Source organism: Paenibacillus pasadenensis, from assembly GCF_023715725.1.
In the GTDB taxonomy this organism is placed as follows: Bacteria; Bacillota; Bacilli; order Paenibacillales; family Paenibacillaceae; genus Paenibacillus_O; species Paenibacillus_O pasadenensis_A.
The window spans coordinates 61094-74224 of record NZ_JAMBOT010000007.1 but is presented as its reverse complement, the minus strand read 5'-3'; the positions used below and the strand labels follow the sequence as shown (position 1 = coordinate 74224).

Below are 13131 nucleotides of genomic sequence, written 5' to 3'. Positions count from 1 at the left end.
GATACCAAATAGAGGGGATCTGGTGGAAAGCTCCATGAAAATACGGACAAAAGTTCAGATCGGCTTTGCCTTGCTGCTGGCTATCATTATTATTTTCAGCGTTGCGGGAGTGCGCAACTTATTCAATATGAGTAATCAGCTCAACGAAATTTATGAAGGCCGTTATAATAAAGTTTCTTTGGCTACGGAGCTGAGAAGCAATACGAACAACGCGGCCAAATATATGGTCAACGTGCTGACGGTTCCAACGGCCGCGACCGTGGAGAAAAATCGCGAAAGCATTGAAAAGTACCGCCAAGCCGTGCTCGACGGCATGGCTCAGATCGGAGCGATTTCTACCAGCGACGCCGAGGTTCAGATGATGGACGAGCTTGAGCGTGATGTCACCTTGTTCTTTGGCTACGTCGACGAGGCAACAAGTCTGGTGAGCATGGGAAAAGGGAGCGAAGCAGTCGCCTTGCGCGAATCGGTTGGCCTTGCTTATCAGGAAGCTGTCGTCAATAAAGCGGATCAGCTGTCCGCTTATCATAAACGGGCGCTCACTCAGCTGGTCGACCAGACCCGGGCTGACAATGAGGCGACAACAAGCATCATGGTTGCTCTTACGATTGCCGGCATGCTCGCCGGAGCGCTGATTATGGTTTGGAACACAAGGTCGCTCAATCGCGGCTTTCGCGGGCTGTCGGGAATAATTGAAGGCTTTTCGCAAGGTACGCTTACGTACGAGGCTAGACGTAATCTGCCTGTCCAAGAGGGCGAGTTCAAGGAAGTTACGGATGCTTTTATCGCCCTTGCCGACGATCTCGATGAAAAAACACATGCCGAAAAAGTGTATAACCAAAACATGCAGGAGCAAACCTGGCTCAAAACAAATTTGGCTAATGTTACGGTCGAAACCCAGAGCACGACTAACTTGGACGAGCTGGCCGGAAAGCTGGCCGAACTGGTCGCGCCGCTGACGGGCTCCACTTATGCCGCTCTTTATATTCGGGATCATATGGGCGAAGGGCGGACGTTAAGCCTTAGAGGCAGTTATGCTGGTATGGAAGAGACGAGCATGCGTTCCGTCATCCGCATGAACGAGGGTCTTGCGGGCCAGGCAGCTGCCGACGGCAAACCGCTTCATCTGACCGATGTGCCGGATCATTACCTGCGGGTTTCTTCCGGAATCGGCGAAGCGCATGTTCGCGAGCTGTACATCGTCCCGATCCAGTACCAGAACAAAGTCATCGGCGTTCTGGAGCTTGCAACGCTGCAAAAATTCACAGGCATTCACGTGGAGCTGCTGGAGCAGGTCGGAGAATCGGCTGGTATGGTGCTGCATAACTTATTTGGACGCATCCGCATTGAAGAGCTGCTGCGCGAATCTCAAACGATGAGCGAGGAGCTGCAGTCCCAGTCCGAAGAGCTGATCAGCCAGCAGGAGGAGCTGCGCAGCTCCAACGAGCGGCTGGAGGAGCAAACCCGCGCGCTCAAGTCCTCCGAGGAGATGCTGCAATCCCAGCAAGAGGAACTCGAGCAGACAAACGAAGAGCTGCTGCAAAAAACGCATATGCTCGAGCTTCAGATGAAGGAAACGCAGAAACGCAGCAAGCAAATCGAAGAAACGCGCGACGCGCTTGAAAAACAAGCGGTTCAGCTGGGCCTGGCTTCAAAGTACAAGTCGGAATTCCTGGCCAATATGTCGCATGAGCTGCGGACGCCGCTCAACAGCCTGCTTATTCTGTCCCAAATGCTGTCCGACAATAAGGACGGCAATCTGACAGCGAAACAGGTTGAATTCGCTACAACAATTCATACGTCAGGTTCGGATCTGCTGAAGCTGATCGACGAGATTTTGGATCTTTCCAAAATCGGCGCTGGCAAAATGGACGTTGTGACCGAGCATGTTCCGATTCGCGATCTTGAACTCTATGCACAACGCAGCTTCCAGCCGGTCAGCATTCAGAAAGGATTAGTTTTTGAGACCAAGGTTGATGAAGGCGTACCTTCGGAGATTTTTACGGACAGCCATCGCGTCAAGCAGATTTTAAGGAATTTGCTGTCTAACGCATTTAAATTCACGACCAAGGGCTCGATAACTCTGAATATCCGCAAGGCTGCCGATAAAGAGATGCCTGACAACGCTGAAGGAGAATGGGTTTCGTTCGAGGTTCGCGATACGGGGATCGGCATTCCGGAGGATAAACAGTCGATTATTTTTGAAGCGTTCCAACAGGTGGATGGCACAACAAGCCGCAAATACGGCGGCACCGGGCTCGGCCTGGCAATCAGCCGCGACCTCGCCAATTTGCTGGGGGGCAGCGTGCGCCTGACGAGCAAGCCGGGTGAAGGAAGCTCGTTTGTATTTACTCTTCCCGAATTCCACCTGTTCAAAGGGGAGGGGGAGAGCGCCGAATTTGATTCGCAAACCGGCTTCAGCGGCATGAACGAGGCTGCTGCGGCAATGGTTCAGCCTCAGCAGCCAGCTCTTGTTGAGGTCCCGGCCGCGATCCGCAAGCCGAACTCTCCTTCGGCCATGTCGTCGTTTGAGGTTGAAGACGATATTAAAGATCTCAAAGAAGGCGACAAGGTTGTGCTGATCGTCGAGGATGACGAAGCGTTTGCGAGAGTGCTGGTCGATATTGCGCATGCACGCGGCTTTAAGGCGATTGTCGCCGGACAGGGCGACAAAGGGCTCTCATTCGCCAGAACGTATACGCCTGACGCTATTTTGCTGGATATTCAGCTACCCGTTATGGACGGATGGTCGGTGCTGCATCATCTCAAAAACGATCCTAACACCCGCCACATCCCGGTTCATCTGATCTCGGTCATTGATGAGGTGCAGCAGGGATTGTCGCTCGGGGCAATCGCATATTTGAAAAAGCCGGTGTCCAAAGACCATCTGGACGATTTGTTCACGCAGATTGGCGTGTTTCTGGAGCGGAGCCTGAAACGGCTGCTTATCGTAGAGGACGACCAGGCGCAGAGACTGGCGATTGAGGAGCTGATCGGTCATGACGATCTGGTCATTACCGGGGTATCCTCCGGCAAGGAAGCGCTGCGGGAGCTGACCGAGCATCATTACGATTGCATGGTGCTTGATCTCGGCCTCCCGGACATTACCGGGTTTGATCTGTTGGATCAGATTCGCCGCAATGAAGAGCTCCACGACCTGCCGATTATCATTTATACTGGACGCGAGCTTGATAAGCGCGAGGAAATGATGCTCAAAAAATACGCCGAAACGATCATCGTTAAAGACGTAAAATCGCCGGAGCGGCTGCTTGACGAGACGACGCTGTTCCTGCATCGGGTCGAGGCGGACTTACCGGAGGATAAACGCAACGTGCTGCGCATGCTGCACAGCGTGGAGACGATTTTCGAGGACCGCAACGTGCTTATCGTTGATGACGACATCCGCAATGTATTCGCCTTGTCCAACGTTCTGGAAGGGTATAAGATGAACATTATCTATGCCGAGAACGGGCGGGAGGCAATTGAGCAGATCGAGAAAAATCCGGATCTCGATCTGGTGCTGATGGATATTATGATGCCGGAGATGGACGGATACGAGGCGATGAGACACATTCGGGCGGACAACCGCTTCGACAAGCTGCCGATTATCGCCGTAACCGCCAAGGCTATGAAGGGCGACCGGGACAAATGTATTGAGGCAGGCGCGAGCGACTATATAGCCAAACCGGTTAACGTCGATCAGCTGCTCTCATTGATGAGGGTGTGGTTGTATAAATAACCATTTGGGTCCGAGTGAATCGGATGAAAAGGAACAGGTTGAAATTGAGCTTCTGCTGGAGGCGATGTACCGCCTGTTCGGATATGATTTTCGCAATTACGCTTATGCCTCCATTCGCCGCCGCATCTGGCATCGCGTGCACGCGGAACGGCTGGGGACGGTGACGGCGCTTACGGATAAAATGATTCACGACCGGGGCTGCATGGAGCGGCTGCTGTCGGATCTTACTATCCATGTAACGGAGATGTTCCGCGATCCCGAGGTGTTCCGCTCCTTCCGGCACAACGTTGTGCCGCTGCTCAAAACGTACCCGTTCATCCGCATCTGGCATGCCGGCTGCTCCACGGGTGAAGAGGTTTATTCCATGGCCATCCTGCTTCATGAGGAAGGGCTGCTCGACCGGACGCGCATTTATGCGACGGATATGAGCGCAACGGTGCTGGATGTCGCCCGTCAGGGCGTCTTCCCGATTGAACGGATGCAGCAGTATACGCGTAATTACCAGGAGGCTGGAGGGACGGAGTCGTTTTCCGACTATTATATGGCCCGGTACGAGTCCGTCATTTTTCAAAGCTTTCTTAAGAAAAATATCGTGTTCGCCCAGCATAACCTTGTAACAGACGGATCGTTCAACGAGTTCCACGTCATTTTGTGCCGCAATGTGATGATCTACTTCAACAAGGAGCTGCAAAATCATGTGCACGGCCTTTTGTATGACAGTCTCAGCATGTTCGGCGTGCTGCTGCTCGGCACGAAGGAATCGATTAATTTCACCCGGCATTCCAGCCAGTTCGACGATCTCGATCTCATCAACCGGATTTACCGCAAAGTCAAATGACCGAAAAGGAGAGGAGGGATCATGATCCAGTACGACGGACCGATCAACATCTTGCTCGTAGACGATTATCCGGAGAATCTTCTTGCCATCGAGGCCGTGTTGGCGGACTTGAATTACAACCTTGTCAAATGCCTCTCCGGCGAAGAGGCTCTGCGGGCTCTCCTTAAGGATGATTTTGCTGTTATTGTGATGGATGTGCAGATGCCGGGCATGGACGGCTTTGAAACGGCGCGCATGATCAAGTCGCGTGAAAAAACGAAGGAAATTCCGATCATATTTGTTTCGGCTACGAGCAAGGAGTCGCAGCATTTATTTACCGGATATGCGGTCGGCGCGATCGATTATATGCTGAAGCCGTTTGTGCCGCAAATATTCCGCTCCAAAATCGAAGGCTTCGTCGGCATGTTTATCAGCAACAAAAAGCTTCAGCAGCAAAAGGTGCTTCTGCAGCAGCAGACGCAGGAGCTGGAGCGGATGAACAAGGAGCTGATGCGCACCGCCTACGAGCTGACAAAGGCGGAGGCGATCAAAAGCGTCATCAGCAGCACCTCGATGGATACGATGATTACGTTTGACGACATGGGCATGATTCTGACCGTTAATCCTTCGCTCTTTCCGATGTTTAATTACGAGGAGCAGGAAGTGATTGGCAAGCATATTCACGAGCTGATGCCGGAGCTGTGCATGAAGCGGCTGGAGGGCATGACGGAGCAGACGGCAGAGGGCTTATCGTCCGGACGGCTCATCGAGGTGATGCCAAAGCGCAAGGACGGCAGCCGCTTCCACGCTGAAATCAAGATGGGCAGCACTCATGTGGACGACGAGCTGATATTTGCCTGTACGGTGAGCGACATCACGGAGCGCAAAAAAGCGGAGCGTGAGCTGTTAGCCGCCAAGGAAGCGGCCGAAATTGCCGACCGGGCTAAGACGGATTTCCTCGCAATGGTCAGTCATGAAATCCGCACGCCAATGAACGGCATTCTCGGCATGACCAATTTGCTGACGGAAACGGAATTGAACGAGGAACAGCGGGATTTTACGGAAATTATTTTGAAAAGCGGAGATTCCCTGCTTGGAGTCATCAACGACATTTTGGACTATGCCAAGATTGAAGCGGGCAAGCTGGAGCTGGAAAAGATCCCGTTTGCGCTTCAGAGCTGCCTGGATGAGTCCATTGACCTGTTCATGGCCAAAGCGCGTGAAAATAACCTTGATCTTGTATGCACGATTGCGGAAGATGTTCCGGCATATTTGTACGGCGACGTGACCAAGCTCCGGCAAATATTAATGAATCTGATCAGCAATGCTATCAAGTTTACGAATGAGGGGCATATCAAGGTCGAGGTTAGTTTGCATGCGCCGGCATTGTCGATGAGTGACGATCTGATACTGGAATTTGAGGTTTGCGATACAGGAGTAGGAATTCCAGAGGAGAAAATGGCGCAGCTGTTCCAGCCGTTCTCTCAGCTGGACTCCTCAATGACCCGCAAGTATGGAGGAACCGGCCTGGGGCTCGCCATTTGCAAAAATCTGGTGGAGCTTATGGACGGCACAATTATTTGCGAGCCAAATGCGCCTGCGGGAGCGAAATTCCGGTTTACGACACGGCTGGAGCGTGTAGACGAGCGGCTCAGCTTTGGAGCGGACGATTACCCGGCGGTGTCGCAAAACCAGACGCCGTTCAGCTGGCAGGAGTCCCAGCCCTTCTCCTTTTCAGCCATGCTGAGCGACTCCATCGCGGAAATTAGCGCTGCCTCGTCTGCAACTTCAATATTAACGGCCGGTTCATCTGAGCTTCGCGGCGAGCTTGTGCCCTTCACGAGCTTGAGCCAGGATCGCTCGTATAAGCCGCTTAGCCAGCCCAGAGTGCTTGTGGCGGAGGATAATGACGTCAATCAAAAGCTCATCCTGAAGCTGCTGGACCGGCTCGGCGTTGCTGCCGATGTGGCCGAAAACGGCGAGCTTGCGGTAGATATGGCGCTCAGCAGCAGGTACGACCTTATTTTCATGGATATGAAAATGCCCGTAATGGACGGTCTTGAAGCGACGCGCCTGATCAAAATGAAGTCCGCCGCGCCGAAGCCTATTATCGTAGCGATGACGGCTAACGTGCTGCCGGGCGACAGGCAGAAGTGTCTGGAAGCCGGTATGACGGATTATATCAGCAAGCCGATTCGGCCGGACTTGCTGGAGCGGATGATCGGCCGTTACTTGATGCCCGAATATCGTGCAGGAAAGCAGTCCTAAGTGGACTGCTTTTCTTGTATTCGGCTATAGTATAGAGGATGCGCTCATGCGCTGTGTCGGACATGCAAGAAAGGGGCTTCTTCAGTGCTTTCCAACCGTATCATCAAACCGCATTATTTGACGCCGCCCAGGGTGCTCACCGCCGGATTTTTCCTGCTGATCATCATTGGCACGGCGCTGCTCAGCCTGCCGGCTGCTTCGGCCAGCGGCGAGCGGATTAAATTTCTCGATGCGCTGTTCACGGCGACGTCGGCGACCTGCGTGACGGGACTGACGATCATGGATACCGGCGCGCACTATTCCAGATTCGGCCAAATCGTCCTGCTCTGCCTGTTCCAGCTTGGCGGTGTCGGTTTCATGACGGCGGCGACCTGGTTTGCGTTGGCGCTAGGGCGCAAAATATCACTGCGGGACAGGCTCGTGCTCAAGGAAGCGCTCAATCAAACCGAGATGAGCGGCATCGTGCAGCTTGTCATCCGGATTTTTTTGTTTTCCGTTGCGATCGAGAGCGTAGGAGCGATCCTGTTCGCCGCAGTGTGGATGGACAGCATGACGTTTGGACAAGCCGTGTACAACGGCATTTTCCACGCGGTGTCGATCTTTAATAATGCGGGGTTTGAGCTGCTCGGAGGCTGGAGCCAGTTTGTGAACGATCCGGCGATCAATATTATTTCCATGGCGCTGATTATTTTCGGCAGCATGGGCTTTATCGTCATGGCGGATCTGATCCGCTGGCCGGAAAAGCGCAAGCTGTCGCTGCATAGCAAGGTAGTGCTATGGGCGACTCTCGTGTTGACGGTTGGGGGAGCGGTGCTGTTTTTTATTTTTGAATACACAAATCCCCGCACCTTCGGCGCATTGGGGCTGGACGGCAAGCTGTGGGCCTCGATGTTCCAGTCCGTCAGCCTCCGCTCGGCCGGCCTGAATACGGTGCCGATTGCCGATTTACGGCAGGCGACGCAGCTGCTTATGGTCATTCTAATGTTTATCGGAGCGGCGCCGGGCTCAACGGGAGGCGGCATCAAGATTACGACCTTTGTCGTGCTGCTGGCCGGCATTGGGGCAATCATTCGCGGCCGCGAGGATGCGGTTATTTTCCGGCATCGCATTGCGGCTCGTGAGCTCTATCGGGCCATCACGGTTACGCTGATGGGGGTAATCGTCATCGTAGGCGCTACGATGCTGTTAACGACGGTGGAGGACGGCCACTTCCTCGTCTTGCTTTTCGAGGCGGTATCGGCATTTGGCACAGTCGGCTTCAGCCTTGGAGCGACGCTGGAGCTTTCCGATTACGGCAAAGGAATCATTATCGCGCTTATGTTTATGGGCAGGCTCGGCCTGCTGACGCTGGCGTTTGCTTTCCGCTCCAAACCAAAAAAAGAGCCTTTCCGATATCCCGAAGGGCAGATTATTATCGGCTAATCGCAAGCAGTCTCTGGAGCAGCGCTCCAGGGGCTTTTTTTATCAGAAATTGGAAGCGTCCGTTTGGCTGCAGATTGTTTCTAGAATAAGAAGTTACGGGTATGGGGAACTAGAATAGATACGGCGAAAGAGGGGTTCGGGGATGAAAGGACAGCAGTTTGGCAAAAGCGAGGGTATGGAGCTTGCGGAAGAGGCGGACCAATTGGACGGGACGCGTGAATCCGGAAACAAGGAGCAATGGGCATGGCATGCTTTTTCGGATCCGGACAAAGCATCAGAGGCGCTTAGCGATAACATGCATTTTCAAAAATGGGCGGAGTCATGCCGGGATCGGGATACGAATTATTTGTCAGCAATATCGTTTCAGAAGAAAAACAATGCCGTATTTGGCACGCTTGTCATCGGGGACGCGGACAGCGACTCCGGCAGCACGACTTATTTTCACTTTTTGCTGACGGAAAAAGAGCTGTATACGATTCAGTTCGAGCCAAAAACCGTCATTGATAAATGCGAAAAGGCGGAGCTGTTTTTTGAGCATGCCGAGGATGCGGATACCGCTCTGGACGGCTTTGTTCACCTGCTCGCCGGCGTGATGGAGCCTTTTTTTGAAGGCATGGACCGGTTTGAGACAAAGCTGAGGGAAATGGAGGAAACGCTGCGCGTCCGCAACGGCGGCAACATGTTCCGGCAAATCGTCGAGCTGCGCTACGCGCTGCTGCACTGGACGGGGCTGACGAGGCCGATCCGCGAAATCCGTTACGCGCTGGAGGAGGCATTTCCCGAGCGGATGGAGAACAGCAGGATTCACAACGCGCTGCAATCGCGCCTGGAGCGCATGATCATGCTGCAGGATGAGTACAATCAGGAGCTGGAATCGCTGCTGCTGCTGGAGGAGAACATTTCGAATTACCGGGGCAATGAAATTATGAAGACGCTCACGGTATTTACGATTCTGTGCACGCCGATGATGGCCATCGGAGCGATATGGGGCATGAACTTTGAGAATATGCCGGAGCTGAAATGGCAGATGGGCTACTGGATCGCGCTTGGCGTCATCGGCGCCTCCACGCTGTCCGTTTATGTCTGGATGCGAAGCAAGGGCTGGATGGGCGATCTGCTGCGGGACGACAACCGGCGGGAACAAATGTGAGTCCGCTGTTTAGCGGTCCGGGAAGCGGTTTAATAGCTAGTACGGCAGCGCTAACGGCACTGACCGAATCTACCTCAAGCGAGGTTCCCATAGGCGGTGTTGATGATGTCTATCAAATATCGAAATACGTGTTCCGACATCGAGATTCTGGTCAAGTACGAGGAGTCGGACGCTGCAGCTCCCTATCGTGTCAACATTCAGAGCTCTAAAAATCCGCTCAGCTTCGGCAACATTCTGGCGAGCTGCGATAACGAGGCAGAGGCAGTCAAAATGGCGGATCAGCTATGCGGCTTCTACGCCATGGCCAAAACCAACGGATACTACATGAAGGGCAAAAACCTGACCAAAGCGGATTGCGACGATATTGCCGTATCCGAAGTGCTGAGGCAGAATTTGACGGATGATCAATTCATGCAGATGCTGAACAGGCAATCGGTATAAATGAACCTTGAAGGCGCCCTTGATCGGGCGCCTTTTTGCTGCATATAAGAATATTTTGGAATAATCAGTTAAGTTTGGGGGAACGTAAAGGAGAAACCAAACCGATTCAAAAGGAGTGCCATTACGATGAATCTGTTCACTACTCTTACGCTGGCCGCCGCGCTTGTCCTTCCAGCAGGTGCGGGCATTGCCGCGCAGCCGCAGCAAACGCAAACGACACAGCCGGAAGGCTCCTACAAGCAGCATGGCGAAATTTATCACCCGAAGGGCCGTCCTGGCCATAAACGTTTTCGCGAGGCGCATAAGCGCCATATGCTGAAGGAGGCGGTCGTCTTTTTTGGCATAAAAACAGACGGTAAAAACGAGGAGCAGCTGATCCGCGAAGTCCGCGCTATGAAGGAAAAACAGCCGGAAAAATGGGCGCAATTCAAACAGGTAATGAAGGAGAAAAGGCTGGTGCGCCTTAAAGCTTTTGCCGCGGCACAGGGGATTAAAACCGAAGGCATGAACGAGAAGCAGCTGCGCGAGGAGCTGCGGAAGCTGCATCATGAAGGCAAGCTCAAAATGCCTGCTCCTGCGCCGGCACCGGCTCCGTCATCCGCTCCAAAGGCTTCGCCTGCGCCGCAGTAACTCGCCTGTCCATACGATTCGTCATCCGCAAAGCCGACTGCCGAGTAATCTTGGCGGCCGGCTTTTTTTGGCGATATGGACGAAGCTAAGAAATTTCCAGTTTCCAATTCCAAGAAAAAGTGATATCATATAAATATCAAAAAGATATGGGGAGCTGGTCTGATGAAGGAGCGCAAGGCATGGCATACAAACGGGTTTTTGGCGATGCTGATCGCTTTAGCGGCGATTGCGGTAGCTGTGTATTTATTCATTATTAGCGATGGATTAGACCTGGCGGCGATCGGTTACGTTTCTGGAGCGATTTTACTGATCGTATCATTCGTTCTGTTCAGTGCTTTAACGATTGTTCAGCCGAATCAGGCGAAGGTGGTTACATTTTTCGGACGTTATAAAGGCACGATAACCGATAGCGGGCTCTGGCTCGTAATGCCGTTCAGCTCGAAGGCTCGGGTGTCGCTCAAAGTCCGCAACTTCAACAGCCAGAAGCTGAAGGTGAACGATGCGTCTGGCAATCCGGTCGAGATTGCGGCAGTAATTGTGTTCAAGGTAACGGACACAGCGCGCGCCAGCTTTGAAGTGGATGATTACGAAACGTTCGTGGAAATTCAGAGTGAAACGGCGATCCGTCATCTGGCCGCCCAGTTTCCGTACGATACCTATGAGGATCTTTCGGCGATTTCCCTGCGCGGCAATGCGGATGAGGTAAGCAGCCTGCTGCTCGCAGAGCTGCAGGACCGGCTTATGGTGGCTGGAGTTGAGGTTATGGAAACCCGCTTGTCCCATTTGGCCTATGCACCGGAAATTGCGGGTGCAATGCTGCAGCGGCAGCAGGCGGAAGCAATCGTATCAGCAAGGCAGAAAATTGTAGACGGGGCAGTCGGAATGGTGGAGTCGGCGCTGCAGCAGCTGGAGAAACGCGGAATTGTGCTTGATGACGAGCGGCGCGCGGCGATGATCAACAATCTGATGGTGGCTATTGTGTCCGAGCGGGGAACGACGCCGGTCATCAATGCCGGCACGTTATACAATTAGCCGTCATGGCCAAAGAACGCAAATCTTTCCCGCTCCGGCTCGACCCGGAAATTTATCAGGCGGTTGAGCAGTGGGCCGGCGACGAATTCCGAAGCGTAAATGCCCATATTGAATTTCTGCTGCGAGAAGCGCTGCGCAAGTCCGGCCGTCTTAAACGCGGTCCCGCCCCGCCGCCGGAAGCGGCTGGTGACAACGATCATAACCAATGATTAAAGCTGTCCGCGCTCTGAAAAGCGGGACAGCTTTTTTTTTGTGCTGTTTTTTAATATACATATACAGCGATATAAGAACGTTTTGTATAGTTGATTTTTCCCGTTGAGCTATCGTTTCTGATCCCGTAGTTCAAACATAACGAGCTCGTAAAAAATTCAACCTTTAAGCTGCCCCAGTAATAATTATCTTCGGAATAAGCGTAATATTCCAGGTAAAGGGAAGAGCTGCACGGCACCTCAAAGTGATGGCTGCCTCCACGAGGTATATTCAAGTCAGGAGGATTCAATAGGGGGTTGCTGATTGAAATAAGCTCTAATCTGTAAGGACTGTTATTGAAAATATTGAATCCCTTCGTACCGGTTATAGAAGAGCCGCCATCGCCGGAGCTGCAGTAATTAGGTTTTGCATCAAAGACTCCAACAACAAGAACGAGCAAAATAAACAAAATGAGTATCATATTCTTCCTCCTGTATATCTATCTAGGATTCTTTCGATATCCTATGCAAGAGAGAGGAAAATGGGATAGGTTGTACGGAAATTAGCCTTTAACTGCCCCTTCCGTCATTCCCTTTTCAATATACTTCTGGATGAAGAGGTAAACGATCATAACAGGGACAACCGTCAGTGATACGGCGCTGGCCATCAGACCGAAGTCAGTGCCGTATTGAGAGCTGATTTCGTTAAGCAGCGCAACGATCGGCCGGACATTTTCCTTGTTGACGAAAATTAGTGCAGAAAACAGATCGTTATAGGACCACAGGAACACAAAGATGCTGGCCGATGCAAATACGGGCCGGGAGATCGGCATAAAAATCCGGGTAAACATCGTGAACCGGTTGCAGCCGTCGATAAATGCCGCTTCCTCCAGCTCTTTTGGAATGGTCGCCATATATGCGGTCATGACCAGAATGGCAAACGTCAGGTTGCCAGCGGTATGCGGCAGTATCAGTCCCCAATATTTGTTGACTAGATCCCACTGAATCAGCAGCTCGTACACCGGAACGACCGTTGCGAACGCCGGGATGAGCAGCGTGGCGATGAGCAGGGAATTCAGCGCGTTGCGGCCACGGAATTTGAAGCGGGAAAGTACATATGCGGCCAAACCGCCAAACAGGAGAACGAGCAGGACCGTTGAGCCCGACATAATCAAGCTGTTTCCATAAGCGCGGCCGATGTTGATCCGCTCGAATGCCGTTTCGTAGTTCGTCAGCACCGGGGATAGCGCGATGCGGAATGAATCGTTCATGACGTCGTTTGAGAGCTTGAAGGAGTTGTTGATGATCCAGAACATCGGGTAGATCGTCGTCAGCGCCCATAGGATCAGGCACAAGTAAACAAACGCCGTGCCGATCGGAAATTTTTTGCCGGTGCGGCTCCGTTCCAGCGGAGCATTGCGTATTTGCTGCGTTTGCTGCATGT

Annotated in this window: 11 protein-coding genes; 9 read left to right on the top strand and 2 right to left on the bottom strand. The window is 52.7% G+C overall.

Annotated features, from left to right (window positions below; genetic code table 11):
* Positions 1-34: 34 nt before the first annotated feature.
* From M3223_RS17105 to M3223_RS17065, 9 genes are all read left to right on the top strand, one after another.
* Positions 35-3739 carry a response regulator gene (locus M3223_RS17105; protein ID WP_251563748.1) on the top strand — a complete coding sequence of 1235 codons (3705 nt, stop codon included), beginning with the start codon at positions 35-37 and terminating at the stop codon, positions 3737-3739.
* Between the two features lie 4 nt (positions 3740-3743).
* Entirely contained in the window at positions 3744-4577 is an 834-nt protein-coding gene (locus M3223_RS17100; protein ID WP_285891333.1) for a CheR family methyltransferase, read from the top strand.
* Between the two features lie 21 nt (positions 4578-4598).
* Positions 4599-6824 (top strand): response regulator, encoded by a 2226-nt coding sequence (locus M3223_RS17095; protein WP_251563746.1) that lies wholly within the window; start codon positions 4599-4601, stop codon positions 6822-6824.
* Between the two features lie 84 nt (positions 6825-6908).
* Complete coding sequence (locus M3223_RS17090) at positions 6909-8246, top strand: TrkH family potassium uptake protein (RefSeq protein ID WP_251563744.1); 1338 nt, start codon at positions 6909-6911, stop codon at positions 8244-8246.
* Positions 8247-8388: 142 nt separating this feature from the next.
* Positions 8389-9396, top strand: a complete 1008-nt coding sequence (locus M3223_RS17085; RefSeq protein WP_251563742.1) for a magnesium transporter CorA family protein — start codon at positions 8389-8391, stop codon at positions 9394-9396.
* Between the two features lie 105 nt (positions 9397-9501).
* Positions 9502-9837 carry a hypothetical protein gene (locus M3223_RS17080; protein WP_251563740.1) on the top strand — a complete coding sequence of 112 codons (336 nt, stop codon included), beginning with the start codon at positions 9502-9504 and terminating at the stop codon, positions 9835-9837.
* Between the two features lie 126 nt (positions 9838-9963).
* Positions 9964-10467 (top strand): hypothetical protein, encoded by a 504-nt coding sequence (locus tag M3223_RS17075; protein WP_251563738.1) that lies wholly within the window; start codon positions 9964-9966, stop codon positions 10465-10467.
* A 162-nt stretch (positions 10468-10629) separates the two neighbouring features.
* Positions 10630-11499 (top strand): SPFH domain-containing protein, encoded by an 870-nt coding sequence (locus M3223_RS17070; protein ID WP_251563736.1) that lies wholly within the window; start codon positions 10630-10632, stop codon positions 11497-11499.
* Positions 11500-11504: 5 nt separating this feature from the next.
* Positions 11505-11708: a hypothetical protein gene (locus M3223_RS17065; RefSeq protein ID WP_251563734.1), complete on the top strand. Its 204-nt coding sequence runs from the start codon at positions 11505-11507 to the stop codon at positions 11706-11708.
* Positions 11709-11761: 53 nt separating this feature from the next.
* Here M3223_RS17065 and M3223_RS17060 read toward each other — a convergent pair whose 3' ends face one another.
* Positions 11762-12169 (bottom strand): hypothetical protein, encoded by a 408-nt coding sequence (locus tag M3223_RS17060; protein WP_251563732.1) that lies wholly within the window; start codon positions 12167-12169, stop codon positions 11762-11764.
* 81 nt (positions 12170-12250) lie between these two features.
* A complete protein-coding gene (locus tag M3223_RS17055) occupies positions 12251-13129 on the bottom strand; it encodes a carbohydrate ABC transporter permease (protein WP_251563730.1) in 879 nt (292 codons plus the stop codon).
* Positions 13130-13131: the final 2 nt, after the last annotated feature.